At 59.9% G+C, this 20,413-nt stretch carries 19 protein-coding genes; 8 read left to right on the plus strand and 11 right to left on the minus strand.

The annotated features are described in order from the left end of the window. Window positions 1–4: 4 nt before the first annotated feature. The gene (locus CPter91_RS07705; RefSeq protein ID WP_061939018.1) at window positions 5–1,090 is read right to left on the minus strand and encodes a hemin-degrading factor; all 1,086 of its coding nucleotides are present in this window, start codon (window positions 1,088–1,090) and stop codon (window positions 5–7) included. 27 nt (window positions 1,091–1,117) lie between these two features. Further along, window positions 1,118–3,379: a TonB-dependent hemoglobin/transferrin/lactoferrin family receptor gene (locus tag CPter91_RS07710; protein WP_236905972.1), complete on the minus strand. Its 2,262-nt coding sequence runs from the start codon at window positions 3,377–3,379 to the stop codon at window positions 1,118–1,120. Between the two features lie 364 nt (window positions 3,380–3,743). Here CPter91_RS07710 and CPter91_RS07715 point away from each other — a divergent pair, with 364 nt between their 5' ends. Continuing rightward, window positions 3,744–4,007 (plus strand): hypothetical protein, encoded by a 264-nt coding sequence (locus CPter91_RS07715; RefSeq protein ID WP_061939021.1) that lies wholly within the window; start codon window positions 3,744–3,746, stop codon window positions 4,005–4,007. Between the two features lie 81 nt (window positions 4,008–4,088). On the opposite strand, the gene CPter91_RS07720 is transcribed toward CPter91_RS07715, so the two are convergent. Further along, window positions 4,089–4,493: a VOC family protein gene (locus tag CPter91_RS07720; RefSeq protein WP_061939022.1), complete on the minus strand. Its 405-nt coding sequence runs from the start codon at window positions 4,491–4,493 to the stop codon at window positions 4,089–4,091. Window positions 4,494–4,586: 93 nt separating this feature from the next. Between CPter91_RS07720 and CPter91_RS07725 the strand changes: the two genes are divergently transcribed. Next, window positions 4,587–5,006: a DUF1810 domain-containing protein gene (locus CPter91_RS07725; protein ID WP_061939024.1), complete on the plus strand. Its 420-nt coding sequence runs from the start codon at window positions 4,587–4,589 to the stop codon at window positions 5,004–5,006. Window positions 5,007–5,037: 31 nt separating this feature from the next. On the opposite strand, the gene CPter91_RS07730 is transcribed toward CPter91_RS07725, so the two are convergent. From CPter91_RS07730 to CPter91_RS07755, 6 genes are all read right to left on the minus strand, one after another. Continuing rightward, the gene (locus tag CPter91_RS07730) at window positions 5,038–5,520 is read right to left on the minus strand and encodes a GNAT family N-acetyltransferase (protein ID WP_061939027.1); all 483 of its coding nucleotides are present in this window, start codon (window positions 5,518–5,520) and stop codon (window positions 5,038–5,040) included. Further along, window positions 5,517–6,830, minus strand: coding sequence for an MFS transporter (locus CPter91_RS07735; protein ID WP_061939029.1), 1,314 nt, complete (start codon window positions 6,828–6,830; stop codon window positions 5,517–5,519). Before CPter91_RS07735 ends, CPter91_RS07730 begins: the two co-directional genes overlap by 4 nt. A 29-nt stretch (window positions 6,831–6,859) precedes the next feature. Beyond that, a complete protein-coding gene (moeA, locus tag CPter91_RS07740; protein WP_061945980.1) occupies window positions 6,860–8,098 on the minus strand; it encodes a molybdopterin molybdotransferase MoeA in 1,239 nt (412 codons plus the stop codon). Between the two features lie 74 nt (window positions 8,099–8,172). Beyond that, a complete protein-coding gene (gene mobA / locus CPter91_RS07745; RefSeq protein WP_061939031.1) occupies window positions 8,173–8,796 on the minus strand; it encodes a molybdenum cofactor guanylyltransferase MobA in 624 nt (207 codons plus the stop codon). 13 nt (window positions 8,797–8,809) lie between these two features. Beyond that, entirely contained in the window at window positions 8,810–9,931 is a 1,122-nt protein-coding gene (gene moaA / locus CPter91_RS07750; RefSeq protein ID WP_061939033.1) for a GTP 3',8-cyclase MoaA, read from the minus strand. A 209-nt stretch (window positions 9,932–10,140) separates the two neighbouring features. Next, the gene (locus CPter91_RS07755) at window positions 10,141–13,275 is read right to left on the minus strand and encodes an Rne/Rng family ribonuclease (protein WP_061939036.1); all 3,135 of its coding nucleotides are present in this window, start codon (window positions 13,273–13,275) and stop codon (window positions 10,141–10,143) included. A 598-nt stretch (window positions 13,276–13,873) separates the two neighbouring features. On the opposite strand from CPter91_RS07755, the gene CPter91_RS07760 reads away from it, so the two are divergent. The 4 genes from CPter91_RS07760 (at window position 13,874) to CPter91_RS07775 (ending at window position 17,208) form a co-directional block, all read left to right on the plus strand. Continuing rightward, window positions 13,874–14,980 carry an RluA family pseudouridine synthase gene (locus CPter91_RS07760; RefSeq protein ID WP_082792674.1) on the plus strand — a complete coding sequence of 369 codons (1,107 nt, stop codon included), beginning with the start codon at window positions 13,874–13,876 and terminating at the stop codon, window positions 14,978–14,980. A 109-nt stretch (window positions 14,981–15,089) separates the two neighbouring features. After that, window positions 15,090–15,749 (plus strand): HAD-IIIA family hydrolase, encoded by a 660-nt coding sequence (locus CPter91_RS07765; RefSeq protein ID WP_061939040.1) that lies wholly within the window; start codon window positions 15,090–15,092, stop codon window positions 15,747–15,749. A gap of 40 nt (window positions 15,750–15,789) precedes the next feature. Beyond that, window positions 15,790–16,176, plus strand: a complete 387-nt coding sequence (locus CPter91_RS07770; protein ID WP_061939042.1) for a Rieske (2Fe-2S) protein — start codon at window positions 15,790–15,792, stop codon at window positions 16,174–16,176. A 48-nt stretch (window positions 16,177–16,224) separates the two neighbouring features. Continuing rightward, on the plus strand, window positions 16,225–17,208 hold the full coding sequence (locus tag CPter91_RS07775; protein ID WP_061939044.1) for a S49 family peptidase: 984 nt from the start codon (window positions 16,225–16,227) through the stop codon (window positions 17,206–17,208). A 623-nt stretch (window positions 17,209–17,831) separates the two neighbouring features. Here CPter91_RS07775 and CPter91_RS07780 read toward each other — a convergent pair. After that, window positions 17,832–18,584, minus strand: coding sequence for an SAM-dependent methyltransferase (locus CPter91_RS07780; RefSeq protein ID WP_061939046.1), 753 nt, complete (start codon window positions 18,582–18,584; stop codon window positions 17,832–17,834). A gap of 50 nt (window positions 18,585–18,634) precedes the next feature. Beyond that, window positions 18,635–19,267, minus strand: a complete 633-nt coding sequence (locus tag CPter91_RS07785) for a Maf-like protein (protein WP_269465562.1) — start codon at window positions 19,265–19,267, stop codon at window positions 18,635–18,637. A 167-nt stretch (window positions 19,268–19,434) separates the two neighbouring features. Between CPter91_RS07785 and CPter91_RS07790 the strand changes: the two genes are divergently transcribed. Together CPter91_RS07790 and rpmF are read left to right on the plus strand one after the other, a co-directional pair. Continuing rightward, window positions 19,435–19,932, plus strand: coding sequence for a YceD family protein (locus CPter91_RS07790; protein ID WP_061939051.1), 498 nt, complete (start codon window positions 19,435–19,437; stop codon window positions 19,930–19,932). A 188-nt stretch (window positions 19,933–20,120) separates the two neighbouring features. Then, window positions 20,121–20,303: a 50S ribosomal protein L32 gene (gene rpmF / locus CPter91_RS07795; protein WP_014006864.1), complete on the plus strand. Its 183-nt coding sequence runs from the start codon at window positions 20,121–20,123 to the stop codon at window positions 20,301–20,303. The last annotated feature ends 110 nt before the right edge of the window (window positions 20,304–20,413 follow it).

The raw sequence follows: 20,413 nt of genomic DNA on the forward strand, positions 1-20,413 counted from the left end.
GGTTTCACGCTTGCACCTCGGTTTCGCTTTGCAGTAGCGGCAGGTTGATTGCCGTCGCGCGCCAGGCAGGCAGTTCCGGCTGGCCCGGCTTGCGTACGCCGAACAGCATGGCGATGGTGCCGCCGTCGGCGTCGAACAGCTCCAGTGAAGTGACTGCGCCGTCGCGGGTCGGCTTGCTGACTACCCAGCTGGAGACGATCTTGTCTTCCCGCAGATGCAGGTTAAAGCCCGGATCCAACACGTTCAGCCAGGGGCCCATCAGTTTGATGTTGGCGACAGGACCGGAATGGATCTGGATCATGCCGCGGTTGCCGACAAACACCATGATCGGCAAGCCGCTCGCCGCTGCCTGGTCAAGGATCAGCCGGGCGGCGCCGTTGTCCAGCCGGCGAACGAATTGCGGCGGCGCCAGGCGCAGCGCCTGGGTGCGGCTGACGCCGAAATCGCGCAGCAGGCCGAAGAACTCGTGTGTATCCTGCATATTGCTCCAGGCGGCGCGGAAGCCGTCGCCGTCGATCTCGGCATCCGCTTTGTCGATGGCGGCCGGCGGTGCCGGTTCAACGGTGATGCCGGGCAGCTGCTGCGGATCGCGCCAGCGCACCACCAGTTCGTCGAAAGCTGCATGGTTGCTGTGTTCGCGCAAGAATACCTTGTGCACGGCTTCGCCATGCAGGTCGTAGAACTGCAAGCTTTTCTGCAAGCTGGTCTCGCTGCCGCGCGTGACTTCTTCGATCACGGCGCAGCCGAAATGCCATTGTTTATAGAAAATCCGCAAATCGATGGCTGCGCCCAGCGCCAGGCCGACATGGCCGTTGTGGCTCATTTTTTCGTAGACGCCATCCTTTTCATGCACCACGTTGTCGTTGCGGGTGAGCGCCATTACCGCGCCCAGCTGCGGTACTTCTTCAAAGATTTCGACGAAGTTCGGCTGCAGACGGATCGCTTCGGCGCCGACGCAGGCAGCTAGTGCTTCGCCTTCGGAAACACCGATGGCGACAGCGGCGTCGCGGTTGCGCAGTTTCTGTTCGCGCTTGGCGGCGAGAAAGCGCTGGCGCAGGTCGGATTGTGGGTTACGGGTGGCGGCAAGCATGGGATTCTCCTCCGGGAAGTGGATTGGTTAGTACTGGAATTTCAAGCCGACATTGAAGCTGCGGCCGGGCGCCGTGTAGGCATTCTTGACGCTCGAGTTGTCGGCCAGTCCGCGCACGTCCGACCAGTTCCAGTACTGGCGGTTGAGCAGGTTGTGGATGCCGGCATACAACGCGACGTTCTTGCTGATGTTGTAGCCGCCGCGCAGATCCATCACGAACGCCGCCGGCGGTGCAAAATCAGTCTGTTTGCTCATCTCGCTGCGGCGCTTGGCGCTTTGGTAAATGACATCGGCCTGGCCGTACCAGACTTCGCTCGGTTCATAGCGCAGACCGAGCACCGCCATGAACGGATTGACGGTGTCGAGCGGCGTGCTGCTGCCGTCGGCTCCTTCGGTATGGCCCTTGGTGTACGCCATGCCAGCCTTGACGCCGATGCCGTTGGCCAGTTGCCAGTCGATGCGCGCTTCGGCGCCGCTGATGCGGGCCTTGGCACGGTTCACGTATTGATAGATCAGGGGATCGACGAACGGGCGGCCGCTGCCGCTGACCACTTCCTGCGAGATGAAGTTGCTGTAGCGTCCGGTGAACGCCGCCATGCTGTAGCGCAGGACGTTCTCGCCGCCGCTCAGCTTGCCGCGCAGGCCAAGTTCAAAGGTGTTGCTGGTTTCCGGCTTCAGGTCGGGATTGCCGATGGTGGCGTAGCCGTAGATCGGATTGCCGAAGCTGTTGTTGACCTGGTCCGGCGTCGGCGTACGGAAGCCACGCGCATACTGAACATAGGGCAGCAAAGCAGGGCTGATTTCGTACATCAGCGCCAGGCGCGGCGACACCGCATTGCCGCTGGAATCGGTCGGTTTGCCGGTATAAGATGGATCGTTCTTCTGCGGCGTCAGGCGATAGCCGTCGAAGCGCAGGCCCGGTGTGATGCTGAGCGGGCTATTCTGCGACAGGCGGAATTCATCCTGTAAAAACGCGCCGAACAAGGTGTAGTCAGTGGTGGGGAAAGCCTTGTTGGGGAAGGGCGACTCGCCGACGCCGGGAACGGTGCCGTCGCGCAGGCCTTCGATGTGCGCCGTGCTGAGATCGAAACCGTATACCAGTTTGTGCTCCAGGCTGCCGGTGGCAAAGCTGCTTTCGGCCTGGGCCGAGCCGCCGACAGTGCGTTCCTGATAGGTATTGGCACGGGTGCGGCCGACCGCCGGGAATCGTTGTTCGTAGGAGAACTGATTGGTCTTGGCTTCCTGGAAGTAAAGCTGGGCGTGGGCGCTCTGGAAATAGCGGTTGTCGCCGTCCTTGAAGTTGTAATCGATGCTGTAACGGTTGCGCTCCAGCTTGTCGTTGGCGCGTAGCGCCCGGGTGCTTTGGGTGACGGCTGACAGTACGTCCGAATCGGTCTTCTGTTCCTGGTGGCTGATCGCTGCCGTGAAAGTGTCTTGCGCGCTGGCCTTGAATACCAGCTTGCCGAGCAGAGCATTGCCGTGGATGTTCTGAGGATTTGCAGTGTCGCGGTTGAGGCCGGTGATATTGCGCGTACCCTTGGTGTCCACCTCGTGGCCGTCGCGCTTGTTGGCGATCAGCAAACCTTCAAAGCGCTCGCCGCCGAACGCCGCGACGGCGGTGGTCGAGGTGCTGCCGTCGGTGGAATCGTAAGTCGGCTTGATCGAGAAATAGGTCGGCTTGTTGAAGATCTTCAGGAAATCGGCAGGATCCTTGGTGATGAAGTTGACCGCACCGGTCAGGCCATCGCTGCCGTACATGGCCGAAGCCGGGCCGCGCAGGATTTCCACGCGCTTGTACATGTCCATCTCGACATAGTCGCCGCGGCCGGCTTCCAGCGGCCCAAATGAAAAAGAACTGGGCAGGCGGATGCCGTCTTCCATCAGCAGGATGCGGTTGCCTTCCAGGCCGCGGATATTGATGCCCTCGTTGCCGCCGCGGCCGCCTGCGGTTGCCGCCGACGTCGGGCGGTAAGGACCGCGGCGGACGGTCACGCCCGGTTCATAGCGCAGCAGGTCCTTGACGTCTCTGGGTTGCTGTTCCTCGATGGTGTCGGCGCTGATCACCGAGATGCTGCTAGGCGTTTGCGCTACTGCAGTTTCGCTGCGAGTCGCCGTGACCGATATTTCATCGAGCTGATGCGCGGCCGCATGATTGCCTGCCAGGGCAAGCGGCTGGTTCGCGAATGCCGGCGCAGATGCAGCGCACATGGCGAGGATGGCGAAGTGAACGGCCGCAGGCAGCCTGCGCAGCGCCGGCGCCGCAGGGCGGTTTGAATGTGAATTGGGCAAAACGTCGTACTCCAGAACGATGCAGCATGTTTAGTGGCTGGCATCGCTGGGTGCGGCTGGCTGAAAAGAGAGGTGAGCTGCGCAAAAGGGCAGGTAACCCAGTACACAAATCAATTATAGATGAGAATGATTGTTATTTGCATTTTTTTTTGGCAAAATGGCAGCACCGATTTTTAAGTGAAATGCTTGTTGGCGGCAGTTACATCTGGTAGCAATAATGCATTTCCTGAAACAGAGGCCTCCCGGGCTCTGTCCTATACTATGATTACGGCATGGCTTGCGCGGATGCTGCATTTCCTGCATATCCGTTCGCCGCCGGCATTCATCGCAGTCCTCCGGCGAGGCTGCATGCAAGGAGCTTATTATGCGCAAACTCATTTTACTGGCTGTGGTCGCCTTGCTGGCAGGTTGCGCCACGGATGCAGAGCGTTCGCTGCAGGCACAGAAAGACGTCGACCAGATGATGCAAATCTATGGTCCGGCATGTCAACGGCTCGGATATAAAACCGACTCCAACGAATGGCGCAATTGCGTGCTGCGGTTGGATACCAAGAACAATGTCGAACGCTATCCGGCCACTACCACCTGCTTTGGCCATCCCGGCCTGTTCCAGTGTAATACCTTCTGATCTTAGCCCGCTGGCAGAGCATACCCATGACCGGACATCAAGCGATTGATGTCCGGTTTTGCCGTGGCTGCGGGCTTTTGGTCAAGTCCTCGGGCCGGGCGCGTCATGGCAGCATACGCAGATCTTGTTGCCGTCGGGGTCGCGGAAATACGCGCCGTAGTAATGCGGATGGTATTCCAGGCGCAGCCCGGGCGGCCCTTCGCAGCTGCCGCTATGGCGCAGCGCCGCCGCATGGGCGTTGTCGACGGCTGCGCGGGTAGGCGCCAGCAGGGCGATCATCTGGCCATTGCCTGCAGTCGCGCTTGCGCCGTCGTACGGCGCGCCGACGATGAACAGGGGACGGGCGTGGCCGGCCGCCATCCAGGCCGCCCACGGCTTGCCGGCATCGCAGAATTTCAGCGACAGGTCCAGTTCCTGCATGAGGGCGGAATAAAACCGCAAGGCTTGCTGGAAATCAGAGGTACCGACAAATACATGAGAAATCATGGGTTCTACCTTTTGACGATGGATGCTGCTGGCGTTTGCTCCAATTTTGACACGGCCGGACGGCGGGGCAGTTCGATTTTTACGGAGGGACAGATGGACGATCAATTCGATCTGCACCGTTTCGTGACTGCCCAGTTGCCAGTCTTCGACACCGCTTGCCAAGAACTGCGCACGGGGCGCAAGAGCAGCCACTGGATGTGGTTCATTTTCCCGCAAATCGAAGGACTGGGCCATAGTCCCATGGCGCACAAATTCGCGATCTCCTCGCTGGCCGAAGCCAGGGCGTATCTGGTGCACCCGCTGCTGGGGCCCCGGCTGTTGGAATGCAGCAGGTTGGCGGCAGCGGTGGAGGACCGTTCGGCAGAAGATATTTTCGGCTATCCGGACTACATGAAATTCCAGTCATGCATGACCTTGTTTGCCAAGGCCGCTCCGCAGCATCAGGTATTCGACGATTGCCTGCAAAAGTATTTTGGCGGCCTGGCGGATGCGGCCACGCTGGATAAGGTGTAAGCGTGCAGCGTGTTGCACGCCTGGATAAAACTCAGGCTGGCGATCTGCGCATGGGCACGAAACGTATGCCATGCATTTCCACCTGCGCACTGGTGGCCGCGAAACCGAAGCGCTGGTACACAGGCAATGCGGATGGCGAGGAATTGACCGTAAAACCTGCAGCGTCGGGAGCCGATGCCAGTGCCGCCTGCCACAGACGCGTGGCCAGGCCTTGGCGCTGGAACTCCGGTGCGACGAACAAGTGGAACACGTGGCTGCGATCGCGCATGGCGATGAAGCCGGCCAGCACACCGCCGACGAAAGCGTTGATGTAGTGGTAGCGCGGATCGGAAATATATCCGGCTTCTGCTGCAACCGAAACCGATGCCAGGAATTGCTCGGCGCCGCTGCCGTCCGCGCTGATCGTGAATTCGTGCGTGAACTGCTGGATCAGGGCGCTGATGGTAACGGCGTCGCTGGCATGGGCGGGGAGGAACTCGCATGCAATTGCTGCCAAGGTTTTTGCGTCGTTCATGATGTTGTGGTTTTTTCAGGGATCGGGAAAGCGGCCGGATATTCTCTCTGATACCAGCCGTTGGCGACATCGTGGTCGGCGCCTAGGAATTCGCGTATTTTCGGAATCACTGCCAGGCCGATGCTGCACAGCGCGGTCAGGATGCCGAACAGCACATAGCATTGCGCCACCGAGGCGTGCAGCAAAGCCAAGCCGGCGACCGCCGGGCCCAGTGTCGACGCGAGCTGCCATACCATGATGTTGACCGATGCATTGCGCGCGCGGTAGCTGACCGGCGTCGCCAGCAGGCGATGCGTGACGCCGACAAACTGGGTGGTCGATTGCGAGATGCCGAGCAGGAAAAATGCCGTCGCCAGCATCAGCGGCGAGCTGGTCAGGCCGACCACCAGCAGCGCGGCGGCGCGCAGCTGGGCCGCGCCTATCAGGGCGCGGAAGCGTCCCAGCGTCCGGGAGAAAAAAGAAGCGCAGCCAAGAAACCCCAGGAACATGCCGGCCATGATGCCCATGTTGGTCGCGCCCAGCCAGAACGCCGACAGGCCCAGGCTGGTCACTCTCAGGGCCGCCATCATGCCGATGGCCGGCGAGTAAAATACGCCGATGACGAGATTCGCCAAGGTCCAGTGGCGTTCCAGCGGGATATGCCATTTCATGCGCAGGCCGGCCTTCAGCTCATGCAGCCATTGCGCCGCTCCGAGCGCCGCCGGTTTGCCGGCCGTCAGCGCCTTGGGCAAGCAGGTGGCGGCGAATGCTGCGATCAGCAGCAAGGCCACATGCACCCACAGCGCACTGGCGACGCCGCTGGCGGCGATCACGCTGCCGCCCAGCGCCGGTCCCATGATGCCGCCGAGCGAGCCGCTGATCTTTTGCATGCTCATGGCCAGCGACAGTTTTTCCGCCGGCACCAGTTCCGAGGCGATGGTCTGGACGCAGGGCATGATGATCGCCATGGCGCAGACGCCGATCATCTCGCAGGCGATGATGAGGTACAGATGATAGAAACCCGCTTGCGCCAGCAGCGCCAGCACCACGCTTTCGACGGCGACGGCGATGGCGACGAAGCCGATCGCCATCAGGCGTTTCTTGGGATAACGGTCGCCAAGGGGCGAGAGCAGGGGAATCGCCAGCAGGCTGGCAGCTGCCACGGTGACGCCGAAGGTGGCAAGGTCGCGGGCGCCGCCGTGCTGGGCGATCCACCAGGCGATGGTGATGTTGCCGAGCAGGAGCGCACTCAGCGTCGCCATCTCACTGACCAGCACCAGCATGAAAGGCTTGCCCAGCTGTTGCAGGTTTTGCCAGTATTGTCTGAGCATGTTTTAGTGTTCGTGGCCGACGGTGGGGATCAGATCAAACCGTCAAACAGGATCACTTCGACCTGGTCGCCGCTGGCGACGTCGGTTTGCTCGTGCGCCAGCACGATCATGCAGTTGGCTTCCGCCATGGAACGCAGGATGCCCGATCCTTGTGCTGCAGTGGGGCGCACCGACCACTTGCCATCGCTCATGCTGAGGATGCCGCGCTGGTACTCCGTGCGGCCTGGCCGCTTGCGGATGGCGACCGCGGCGGTGGCGTGCATCAGCGGCAACGCCGGGGCTTGCGCGCCCATCATCTGCAGCAGCGCTTCGCGCGCAAAAAAGTAGAACGACACCATCACCGCCACCGGATTGCCTGGCAGGCCGAAGAACAGCGCTTGCTTGCCGCTGGAGGCAATGCGGCCGAAGGCCAGCGGGCGCCCCGGGCGCATGCCGATTTTCCAGAAGGCGACGTCGCCCAGCTGCGCCATCATCTGCTTGGTGTGATCGGCATCGCCGACCGAGACGCCGCCGGAAGTAATGATGGCGTCAGCGTTTTCACAGGCGCTGCGGAAGGCCGTTTCCAGCGCCTGCGGATCGTCGCCGACCACGCCCATGTCGATGATGTCGCAGCCGAGGCGCTGCAGCATGCCGTACAGGGTGTAGCGGTTGGAATCGTAGACGCAGCCCGGTTCGAGTATTTCGCCGACCGAGCGCAGCTCGTCGCCGGTGGAAAAAAAGGCGACGCGCAGCCGCCGCCGCACCGGAATTTCGGCAATGCCGAGCGAGGCCAACAGGCCGAGGTCGGCCGGACGCAGGATGCGGCCCTGGCGGATCGCCGGCGTGCCGGCTTTCAGGTCTTCGCCGGCCAGGCGGCGATTGGCGCCTGGCTGGACTGCACCGGCCGCTATGGTGATTGTGATCGAACCGGCGGGGCTGCCTGCCGGGGCCTGCACAAATTCCTGCGGAATCACGGTATCCAGTCCGGCGGGCATCAAGGCGCCGGTCATGATGCGGATGGCTTCGCCGCGGGCGGCGGTTCCGGCATAGGCGCGGCCGGCGTGGGCGATGCCGGCCACCTGCAGGATGGTATCGCTATCCTGGCGCAGATCGGCGGAATGGAAGGCATAGCCGTCCATGGCCGAATTGTCGTGCGCCGGCACATCGATGGGCGAGATGATGTCGTGCGCCAGCACCCGGTCCAGCGCGCTGCGCAGCGCCACCTTTTCAATCGCGCCGACCGGCGTGATGAAGGCATGGATGATGGCCTGCGCCTGGCTCACCGGCATGGCGTGCGGATCGTAGTCCGACAGGCAACTGGTGAGGGAGGACAAGGAAGGCTGGTCTGGGCGGCTCAAGGTATTCAATGGGTTCTTCTTGATGACTGCAATTGTTCTTCGGTATTGATGTTGCGGAAGGCGTCGCCGTCGTCGAACAGCGCTTCACTGTAATTCAGGCGACGGTACCATGCCTCTATCTTACGTCCTCCGCCTTGCAAGTAGTCATTGAGATCGGTCAATAAACTGCGTTTCAGCAGCATGAATACCGGTTGCGGCTGCAGTGTCAGCGTATCGGGGTCTGTGGTCACGGCGACAGCGACGTCGGCAGCGGCGTTTTGCAGTGCTTTTGCCAGGTTTTGCAGCAGGTCTTCCGGCAGATAGGGAGAGTCGCAAGGCGCGGTCAGCAGATAGGGGGTAGTGCAGTGGCATAGGCCCGCCTGCAGGCCCGCCAGCGGTCCGGCGAAATCGGCCTGCTGGTCTGGCCAGACCGGATAGCCGAAGGCCGCGTAGCGGGCCTGGCTGCGGTTGGCGTTGATGATCAGGCTGCCGACTTGCGGCGCCAGGCGCGCGATGACATGCGCCACCATGGTTTGACCGTCGAGCAGCGCCAGGCCCTTGTCGATGCCGCCCATGCGCGTGCCGCGGCCGCCGGCCAGTATCAAGCCGGTGGTCAGGCTGGCAAGGTCGGGATGGATGCGGGTTTGCATGGCGTGGCTCCGTTTAGCCGCCGATATACGACATTTCCACCTTCTTGCGGGCTGGCGCCAGTCCTTCGGTATTTTGCGTGCGCTGCTCGGAATAGCGGTCATCGCGGGTGCGCCACAGCTGGCCGATCACGCTGGAGATTTCACGGTCGCTGCCATCGCTGCGCAGCAGGGCGCGTAGATCGTGGCCGGCGCTGGCGAACAGGCAGGTGTACAGCTTGCCCTCGGTCGACAGGCGCGCCCGTGAACAGTCATGGCAAAAGGCCTGGGTGACGCTGGAAATCAGGCCGATTTCGCCGCTGCCGTCGGCATAGCGCCAGCGCTGCGCCGTTTCGCCGAGGTAGTTGGCGGCCAGCGGCTGCATCGGCAGTTCGCTCTGGATCAGTTGCGCCACTTCGGCCGAGGACACGACTTCATCCATTTTCCAGCCGTTGGAAGCGCCTACATCCATGTATTCGATGAAGCGGAGGATGTAGGGGGTGTTCTTGAAATGGCGCGCCATCGGCAGGATTTCCTGCTCGTTGACGCCGCGCTTGACCACCATGTTGACCTTGATCGGGCCGAGCCCGACCTGGTGCGCCACGTCCAGTCCGCGCAGCACATCGGCCACCGGGAAATCGGCATCGTTCATGCGCTTGAAAATGCCTTCGTCCAAGGCATCCAGCGAGACCGTGACGCGCTTGAGGCCGGCATCTTTCAGCGCCTGCGCCTTCTTGGCCAGCAGCGAGCCGTTGGTGGTCAGGGTCAGGTCGAGCTCCTTGCCATCCGGCGTCTTCAGTGCGCTCAGCATGGCGATCAGCTTTTCGATGTGCTTGCGCAGCAGCGGCTCGCCGCCGGTCAGGCGGATCTTGTGCACGCCGTGGGCCACGAACAGGCTGGCCAGGCGCGTGATTTCTTCAAACGACAGCAGGGCGGTGTGCGGCAGAAACGCATAGTCTTTGTCGAACACCGCGCGCGGCATGCAATACACGCAACGGAAGTTGCAGCGGTCTGTCACCGAGATGCGCAAATCGTGCAGCGGCCGTCCCAGCTCATCGGCGATCAGACCGTCGGGCGTTTCCAGTATGGAGGGCAAGGACAGGGGAGGCAGCGATGGCTGGCGGCGGCTGTCGATCAGCGGGATGACTTTTTTAGTCATGATGTGTTTCTTGGAAGATATGCAAAATCTGCTGCTTCTCTACTAGGTGGTAACTTCTACAAGATACCATGGTCATCGGTTTTTGGCTGCACGCGGCTACGGATACCCTTTATGGCGCCGACGCCAGACGTGACAAAGGGAGTCTTGGACTCCCTTTGTTTTCTTGCTATCTTGCCATGCCGCCGGCTGGCGGCGGCATGGGCAGACGCTTAAGACTGCGAGCGCTGGGTTTCGATCTGCACCAGCGGTTCGCTGACCTGGACCGGCGCCGGCTTGCGTTCACGCGGTACGCGTGGCGCGGCGACGATGCCGGCAGTGGCTTCCTGGGCAGCACGCAGCTTGCTCGGGTCGGTCGCTGCCAAGGTCAGGCCTGCGGCCGCCAGAACGGTTTGCAGATCTTCCACCTTAGGCGAGGCGCTCGATACCGCGACCTTGACTTCAGCCGGCGCTGCTTCTACCGGGGCTGGCGCAACTGCTGCCGGCGCTGGTGCGTGCACAACCGGGGCTGGCTCAGCGACGACCGGGGCCGGTGCTTCGACCTGCGGTGCAAGCTCAACGTGCTCAACCGGGGCTGGCGCAGCAACTGTCGTCACCAGCGGTTCGACCACTGGATCGGCCGCTACCGGCGCTGCCACGACTGCTTCAGGCTCGGCGACGGTTGGCGCAGGTGCAACCGAAATCCACACTGGCACGGACGCCGGTGCTTCTTCGATGGCTGCTGCTGGCGCGGCTTCCGCCACTGCGGCCACTTCCTGCGGCACTAGCGGCGCGGCGATCGCATTCGACAATGCTGTCGGTGCGAAGGTCTCTGGCTGGGCCGGAGCGGCAACTTCTTGCGAGACAGGCACGGAAGAAGCCATCATCGGCACGGCGCTGTCGGCCGCGTGTGCTGCTACGGCAACAGGCTGCGCGGCGACAGGTTCGGCTTCATGAGCGGTTGCCGGAACGACTGCTGGAACAAATGCCGGTGCTGCATCGGCTGTTGTTGCAACTGCGTCAGCTACGCTGTTTTCGCCTGCTTCCATGTCATCGCTGCCTTCGCTGCTGCCTTCAGCAGTATCAGTTGCATCACGATCACGACGATTACGGTTACGGCCACCGCGACGGCGACGGCGACGCGGTTCTTCGTCTCCTTCTGCCTTGGTTTCGACGCGGCCGCTATCGAGCTGGACGGCGTCGCCAGTTTCGGCAACCGTGGCCACTGCTACGCCGGCGGCAGCAACTACGCCGCCCTTGAGCAAGGTTTCATCGACTTTGACTTCGCTCAGGTTTTCCTTGCGCTCTTCACGTGGTGGACGTGGTGGGCGTTCGCTGCGCTCGCGCTTGCCTTCGCGTCCTTCGGTGCTGCGGGTATCGGCTTTGCTTTCGTTGGCTTCGCGCTGTTCCCGTGGCTCTCTAGGTTCGCGTGGCGGACGTGGCGGACGGGCTTGCTGGCTCTTGGCTTCAGCAGTCTCGGTTACCACTGGTTTCTTGGCGCTGTCGTCGCGCGCTTCGCTGCCGTCGCGGTTGCGGCCGCCACGGTTGCGGCCACGCTGGCCACGGTTGTTGCGGTCGCCGCGATCATTGCGGTCACGCTGTTGTGCGCTCTTGGTTTCGGCAGTTGCCGCAGGCGTAGCGACTGGCGCCGCCGGCTTGCTGAAGAAGAAACCGAAGATCTTGCCGAGGAAACCGGTTTCCGCTGGAGCGGCTGCTGCCACTGGCTGTACTTCCACCGGCTTGCGCTCGACGATCGGGGCCGGCTGGTCTGGCGTGATGCCCTTGACCACGGCTTCCTGACGCGGCTTGCCTTCTTCTTTCTGGGTCTTGCTGTAGCCGATGTCGGTATCGGCTTGCTCTGCCATCGCATAGCTGGCCTGGGTTTCTTCCAGGCGCGGATCGTCGTGCTTCAGGCGTTCCAGCTTGTAATGCGGGGTTTCCAGATGCTTGTTCGGGATCAGGATGATGCCGACGCGGTGACGCGTCTCGATCTTCAGGATCTCGCCGCGCTTTTCGTTGAGCAGGAAAGCTGCGACATCGACCGGCGCCTGGACGTGGATCGCCGCCGAGTTTTCTTTCATCGCTTCTTCCTGGATGATGCGCAGGACTTGCAAAGCGGACGATTCGGTATCGCGGATATGGCCGGTGCCGTTGCAACGCGGGCAAGTCACGTGGCTGCCTTCCGACAGCGACGGACGCAAGCGCTGGCGCGACAGTTCCATCAGGCCGAAGCGCGAGATCTTGCCCATCTGGACGCGTGCGCGGTCATAGCGCAGGGCGTCTTTCAGGCGAGTTTCGACTTCGCGCTGGTTCTTGGAATTCTCCATGTCGATGAAGTCGATCACGATCAGGCCGCCGAGATCGCGCAGACGCAATTGACGCGCAACTTCTTCCGCTGCTTCGCAATTGGTGTTGAAGGCGGTGGTCTCGATGTCGCCGCCGCGGGTTGCGCGGGCGGAGTTGACGTCGACGGAAACCAGGGCTTCGGTATGGTCGATCACGATGGCGCCGCCGGATGGCAGCGGCACGGTGCGCGAATACGCGGTTTCGATCTGGTGTTCGATCTGGAAGCGGGAGAACAGCGGCACGTCGTCGCGGTAGCGCTTAACGCGGTGCACCATGTCGGGCATGACGTGGGCCATGAACTGCTGGGCCTGGTCGTGGATTTCGTCGGTGTCGATCAGGATTTCGCCGATGTCCGGTTGGAAATAATCGCGGATCGCACGGATCACCAGCGACGATTCCTGATAAATCAGGAACGCGCCTTTGCCTTGGGTGCCGGCGCCTTCGATGGCGCGCCAGAGTTGCATCAGGTAGTTCAAGTCCCATTGCAATTCATCAACATTGCGGCCGATGCCGGCAGTGCGGGCAATCACCGACATGCCGCTAGGCAGGTCCAGCTGATCCATGGTTTCGCGCAGTTCCTGGCGATCTTCGCCTTCGACCCGGCGCGATACGCCGCCGCCGCGCGGATTGTTCGGCATCAGGACCAGGTAACGGCCGGCCAGCGAGACGAAGGAGGTCAGGGCTGCGCCCTTGTTGCCGCGCTCTTCCTTTTCGACCTGGACCATGATTTCCTGGCCTTCGCGCAGGGCATCCTTGATCGATGCGGTACGGACGTCGACGCCTTCCTTGAAATAGGTGCGGGCGACTTCCTTGAACGGCAAGAAGCCATGACGCTCTTCACCGTAGTTGACGAAGCAGGCTTCCAGCGACGGCTCGATACGGGTAATCACACCTTTGTAGATATTGGACTTGCGTTGTTCGCGTCCGGTGGTTTCGATATCGATGTCAATGAGCTTTTGCCCGTCAACAATAGCTACGCGCAGTTCTTCTTGCTGCGTAGCATTAAACAACATGCGTTTCATTTTTTCGCTCCGTGACCCTTGGGTCAATTCAATGGCGCTTAATGATGCTGTTCTTCAGCATTCTGTCAGCGCCAAAAAGTACAGGGATGTACGCGAGAACATAGTTGTCTGGGGGGGGAGGGTGCCTTGGCGTGCAGCGCCTGATCTACATAGTAGGGCGCTTGCACAGGCGCGGAAGCAGTGCTGTCGTATTACAGAAAACTACCAGCGTGCACCAGCACAGCGTCTTGCAGTTCGCGGATCGCGAGCATGACGCCAGGCGGTGAGCAGCTTGATAGAGCCAAATGAAGCATTGGTTTCAGTAAAGTTAATCGACTTGTTTATAAGCACTGCATCAACCGGCGAGCCCGTCGCGACTTATCGCATCGGGCTCGCCGGACTTTATCCTAATCATCCAGATATTCTTGTTCAGCATCCGTGCGCGCTATCCGATGACAACAACGGTGCGACCTTGACTCGCGCAGGGGTGATGCGTACACATTTCCCATCAAATTTGCAAATTGGCGAGGCTGATGGGGACGCCCCTGTGTAGAATGGTCTTTTTATTCTTACACCAGCAACTGTTTCTGAACAGTCGCGCAACAATTATATATTCAAAATGAAGGACTTAGCGAGATTTTCTGGAGGGCGAGTGAAGTCTCGCCCGGAGCCGCGGACACAAGCCGCGCTCAAGCACAAGGCTGAGCCTAAAGTAGCCGTGGAGCAAGAGGTGAAGCCGCCTCCCGCACCACTGCAAGTTCAACTGCTGACCATCGGCGAAGAGGATGCCGGTCAACGGATCGACAATTTTTTGTTGCGTATTTGTAAAGGTGTTCCTAAAAGCCATATTTATCGCGTGCTCCGTTCGGGCGAGGTAAGGGTCAATAAAGGCCGTATCGACCAGACCTACCGTTTGCTGGAAGGCGACGTGATCCGGGTGCCGCCGATCAGAATTGCTGAAAAGCAAGAGCAAGTCGTGCCAGGCGCGGAATTCAAGATATTGCTAGAAGACAATCATATGCTGGTGATCGACAAGCCGGCAGGGGTCGCCGTGCATGGCGGCTCCGGCGTCAGCTATGGCGTCATCGAGCAGCTGCGGGCGGCGCGTCCGCAAGCCAAGTTCCTGGAATTGGTGCACCGGCTGGATCGCGATACCTCCGGGATTTTGTTGCTGGCTAAGAAACGTTCGGCGCTCACCAATCTGCACGAACAGATGCGCGACGGCGATACCGACAAGCGCTATCTGGTCCTGGTGCACGGCGACTGGCAAAACGAGCGCCAGCATGTCAAGCTGGCTTTGCATAAGTATACGGCAGCCGATGGCGAGCGCCGGGTACGGGTGCAGGCCGATGGTCAGGCATCGCACACCATCTTCAACCTGATCCGCCGCTACGGCGACTATGCCTTACTGGAAGCGGAGTTGAAAACCGGCCGCACGCATCAGATCCGGGTCCATCTGTCCGCCAGCGGCTTTGCGATTGCCGGCGACGACAAGTATGGTGATTTTGCGTTGAACCGCGCTTTGCAGAAAGCGGACGGCCAGCGAATTGCCCTGAAGCGGATGTTTTTGCACGCCTATCAGATTACCTTTGCTCATCCCGAGACCGGCAAGCCGGTGACCTTGAAGGCGCCATTGCCGCCGGAGTGCGAAAAATTCCTGAAAAGTTTGCCTCAGGAAAATAAGTTGGATGTTGCTTCTGCACCATCACGCACTACGGGCGATTAGAATATCAGTTAGTATTTATCTATCTATTGGTTTGCCGATCGCTGATGGCGTCTTGTCGGCCGGCAGGCAAAACCCAGGAACAGGAGCTGGCAAGCAATTGCCAGGCAATATGGCAAGAAAGAATTTTGATTTAATCGTATTTGATTGGGATGGCACTTTGATGGACAGTACCGCCATCATCGTGAAATGTATCCAGGCTGCGGCCAGGGACCTGGGCTTGCCGATTCCGGATAATAAGGCAGCTGCGCACGTGATCGGGTTAGGCCTGGGCGAGGCGATGCAGCTGGCGATGCCGGGCCTGGAGGCCAGCCAGTATCCACGTGTGGTGGAGCGCTATCGCTATCACTATCTGGCGCAGGACCAGGACCTGACCCTGTTCGACGGTGTCCGCGAAATGCTGGCCGATCTGTCCCAGCAAGGCTATTTTCTGGCGATTGCCACCGGCAAGAGCCGGGTCGGGCTGAACCGTGCCTTGCACGAAACCAAGCTGCTGTCGGTGTTCGACGCCACCCGCTGCGCCGACGAGACTTTCTCCAAGCCGCACCCCGCCATGCTGCAGGAATTGACGCGTGAGCTGGGCCAAGACCTGAAGCGCACGGTGATGATCGGCGACACCACGCATGATCTGCAGATGGCGATCAATGCCGGCGCTGCGGGTATCGCGGTGCAGTATGGCGCTCATCCGGCGCACGAACTGAATGCGCTGAAACCGCTGTTCAGTGCGACGTCGACGCCGCAGCTGCATGATTGGCTGATCAATAACGCCTGAGTTTAAAACTGATACAGGTTGCCAACGAGAGTGCCAAGCGATGTCTGAACAAGCCGTAAATAACCTGCGCATTCCGATTTGCGCTTCTTCCGCCCTGGCAGAGCGCGGCAGAGGCGTGCGTTTCCCGGTGACGGCGTGGGGCGACGATGCGGTGGCGTTTGTCATCCGCTACGACAATGTCGCGCACGCCTACCTGAACCGTTGCGCGCACGTGGCGATGGAGCTGGACTGGAACGAGGGTGATTTCTTCGAATCGAGCGGCCTCTATCTGATGTGCGCCACTCACGGCGCGGTGTATGAGCCGGAAACCGGCCGCTGCGCCGGCGGTCCTTGCCGCGGCGGACGGCTGCACAAGATTTTAGTTGAAGAAAGCAATGATCAGGTGTTCTGGATCCCTGATGAATATGTGCGGCCTGTGTTAGCGTAGCTTGGCAGCCTGTTAAACGATCCCTGATAATCGACATGAGTGAGCACCATGAGCAATAACGAATTTGATAATGTTGATTCTGCGCTACCGGCAAAGAAAGAAGGCTGGGAACGCGAACTGCTGGAAAAGCTGGCTTTTGCTTCGCTGCGCGAACAGCGTGCGCGGCGCCGCTGGGGCATCTTTTTCAAGCTGGCGGTGCTGGGCGTGATCGGCTTCGCCTTTTGGCTGGGCATCAATTACGAAGGCTCGGATACGCAAACCGTCGGCGCCCATACCGCACTGGTGAAGATCAACGGCGCCATCGAATCGGAAGGCAATGGTTCTGCCGGCGTGGTAGTGCCGGCGCTTGACAATGCGTTCGCCGCCGACGATTCGGTCGGCGTCATCTTGCGCATCAACAGCCCCGGCGGCAGCCCGGTGCAGGCCGGCATCATCAATGATGAAATCACCCGCTTGCGCAAGGAATATCCGAACAAGCCTTTGTATGTAGTGGTCGACGAGATGTGTGCGTCCGGCGGTTACTATATCGCTGCCGCGGCTGACAAGATCTACGTCAACAAGGCTAGCATCGTCGGCTCGATCGGCGTGCTGATGGACGGTTTCGGTTTCACCGGCCTGATGGACAAGGTCGGCGTCGAACGGCGCCTGCTGACTGCAGGCGAGAACAAGGGTTTCCTCGATCCGTTCAGCCCGATGAGCGCAACGCAAAAAGGCTATGCGCAAACCATGCTGGCGGAAATCCACCAGCAGTTTATCGACGTCGTCCGCAAGGGCCGCGGCGCACGCTTGAAGGAAACGCCGGAAACTTTCTCCGGCCTGTTCTGGAGCGGCTCCAAGGCGATCGACATGGGCCTGGCCGACGGCTACGGCACGGTCGACAGCGTGGCGCGCGATGTCTTGAAGCAGGAAGACATCGTCGATTACACCAAGAGCGAAGGCTTGCCTGAGCGGGTGCTGAAAAAATTCGGTGTGGCGATGGGCGCCGGCGTGGTGCAGTCGCTGGCGAACCAGGTGCGGCCTAGCTTGCGCTGAGTTTTCGGGTTAAATTTTTTGCATTGAATTTTATTTAACGAGCCCGCTGGTGAGAAATCGTCGGCGGTTTTTTTTATTCAGCAGCGCATGTTGAAAGGGTCATAAGGTAATACTGTATTACCGTAATTCGCCTTGTATCTTGGCGATCCTGGCGTATATTAAAGGGACTAAAGGAATAGCGAACGGAGGAGGCGATTATAGAAATAGCAAACTCGTTGGCCACTCAGTTGCAATTGCTTCGGTAGCAAAAAAGCGTTCCAGCAGCAATATAACCCCTTGCTTTGGAATGATTGTTGACTACCGGACAAACCACCGCATCATGGATGCGGCACCGAGAAGTTTTCGACTTCTCAACCCTTGTCTTTCGAGACTAGCAAGAACGGCGACGGCGCAATACCGTTGCCGTTTTGCATTTGGCGTGTGGGTCGCGATCCGGGTTTCTAAAAAGCTTTTCCTAGGCGATCTAGTCATCCCCGCGAACGCGGGGATCCATTTTTTCTGTCCTACTGAGTAACTTGGATTCCCGCGTTCGCGGAAATGACCGGGACGCGTAGTCCTGGTCGTGTAATCGCGTTCGCCTAGACAGGGGGACGAGGCTGGGGCGTGCCTAGAGAGGGCGCTGTTTACTGCGCCAAAAATAAAAACACGGTTGGCTTCTTGTGAAAATCAGGATGCTTGCCTGCGGCCAGCGCGCTCTTCCATTTGGCCGCGGTCTGCGTCCGGATGGTTTCGCTAGGCAGGGTCAGGTCGGTGGCGACGCAAATCAGCGTGCCGGCCTGGCAACTGTTGGCCAGCGCTTCCAGGAAGGCGCCATTGCGGTAAGGCGTTTCAATGAACAACTGGGTCTGCTGGTCCTGGCGCGAACGCAGTTCCAGGGCTTTGATGCGCTTGCTGCGCTGCTCGGCGTCGGTCGGCAGGTACCCATTGAAGGCAAAACTCTGGCCGTTGAGGCCGCTGCCCATGACCGCCAGCAGCAAGGACGAAGGACCGACCAGCGGCCGCACCAAGATGTTGTGCGCATGCGCCAGCCGCACCAGGTTCGCGCCAGGATCGGCTACCGCGGGCACGCCGGCTTCCGAAATCAGGCCGGCATCCTGGCCTGCCAGGATGGGCGCCAGCAAGGCCGGCAAGGCGGCGCTGGCGGTATTCACGTTGAGTTCGGCGATCTGGATTTCCTGCAGCGGCCTGGCCAGCGGCTGGACCGCATCGACCAGCTTCAGGAAGGCGCGGGTAGTCTTTGCGTTTTCGGCAATGAAATAGGCGAGTCCGGCGGTCAGTGTCTGCACTTCGGCCGGAATGACGGCGGCCAGCTGTTGTGCCGGCGTGGCATCGCTTAGACCGAGGGTGTTGGGAATCAAGTACAGGGTGCCTGGCATGTTGGGGTCTAGTCAGTTGGGGACAGAGTAGTTCGCCACGCTGCGGTGGCTCACAAACTCTGTCCCGCAATTATTTTGTTTGTGAAAAACGGAAGGGCGGCGCGGCGTAGCATACTGGTCAGGGCGATCAATGGCAATCCGGTCAGGGCGGTCGGATCGCTGCTTTCGATTTTTTCCAGGATGGCGATACCCAGGCCTTCATTTTTTGCGCTGCCGGCGCAGTCATAGGGTTGTTCGATGCGCAAGTAGGCGTCCAGCTCGGCGTCGGGCAGGTCGCGGAAAGTGACGAAAGTCTGGACGTTTTCGATTTGCGCCGCGGTTTCCGGCTGCGCTTCGCGTCCGTCCCACAGGCACAAGGCGGTATGGAAGATGACGCGGCGGCCACGCATCTTCTGGAGTTGTCTCAATGCATTTTCGTGATCGCCGGGCTTGCCGATCTGTTCGCCGTCCAAGGTGGCGACCTGGTCCGAGCCGATCACCAGTGCGCCGGGGGCCAGCAGCGCGACGGCGCGGGCTTTTTCCAGCGCCAGACGCAGGGCCGTGGCTTCCGGTGTTTCGCTGGCAAAGGCGGTTTCATCGATGGCCGGCGCCATGACTTCGAAGGGGATGTGTAGCCGGGAAAGCAATTCTTTGCGGTATTTCGAGCTGGAGCCCAGGATCAGGCGCGGCAGGGGTGGTAACATAAGGAGTTCAGTCATCCGGTGGTCTGTTGTAAAGAGGCCATGATTTCCGTCATTTAAGTGCATGCCTGGCGATAAAAGGCGGAAAATGCGCTAACACTTTGACGGATAAAGGAAAAGGCTGTTATTATCGCAGGTTTTCCGGGTTCGGCAGAGTTCGGCTATATTATATGAGTGCTTTTGTAATCGACGCCTTTGAGTATTCGCGCCATAAAGAGCGCCGTGAAGGCGATATCGCCGTGGCTGACCTGAATCGCCTGGCGCAAGAGTCGGCAGACCGCTCCGGCGTGCTGCACTGGGTCCTGGTTGGCGGCACTGATTCCCTGGGGCATCCGCAACTGACTATGTCTGTCACCGGTGCGATCAAGATCATGTGCCAACGCTGCCTGACGCCGTTTGCCTTCGATATCGACGCGGAATCCGTGCTGGTGTTGGCAAAAGATGAAGAAAGCGCCGATGAAATCGATGCGCTGCTTGATAATGACGAGATTGACGTCATCGTCGGCACCAAATCACTGAATATTATTGAATTGATTGAAGACGAGGCCTTGCTGGCCTTGCCGCTCTCGCCCAAGCATCCGGTCTGTCCGGACCAGTCTGCGCTTGAAGGGCTCAAAGCCAGCAAAAAAGAGTCGCCGTTTGCGATGCTCAAGAGTTTGAAGAATTAAAACGAATTGCGGTAAATTTGTCGCGCTGATTTTCACAGTCGTAGAGTGTGATTTTGATGATGTGTGACTAAGGTGTGGCAATAGGTAGTAAAATCCGCGCATTCTATACGCGGCAGGAGTATCCAGCCTTTCCCTGTTCTGAGGGTTGGATATGTTAAACTTTAGATCTTAAGAAAGCAGGAGTTATCATGGCAGTTCAACAAAATAAGAAGACCCCATCCAAGCGCGGCATGCACCGTGCCCACGATTTTCTGGTTGCACCTCCGCTGGCTATCGAGCCAACGACTGGTGAAACACATCTGCGCCACCACATCAGCCCGAACGGCTTCTACCGTGGCCGTAAAGTGTTGAAGACCAAGAACGACGAGTAATATCTGTTCTTGTGATGCAGGTTGAAGGCGGCGCGATGAGATTTCTCAGCAGCGCCGTTTTTGTATGCGTAATGTGTACGTAATTAATCCTTGCGTCATTTTGAATCGCG

The sequence above is a fragment of the Collimonas pratensis genome, assembly GCF_001584185.1.
Lineage (GTDB): Bacteria > Pseudomonadota > Gammaproteobacteria > Burkholderiales > Burkholderiaceae_D > Collimonas > Collimonas pratensis.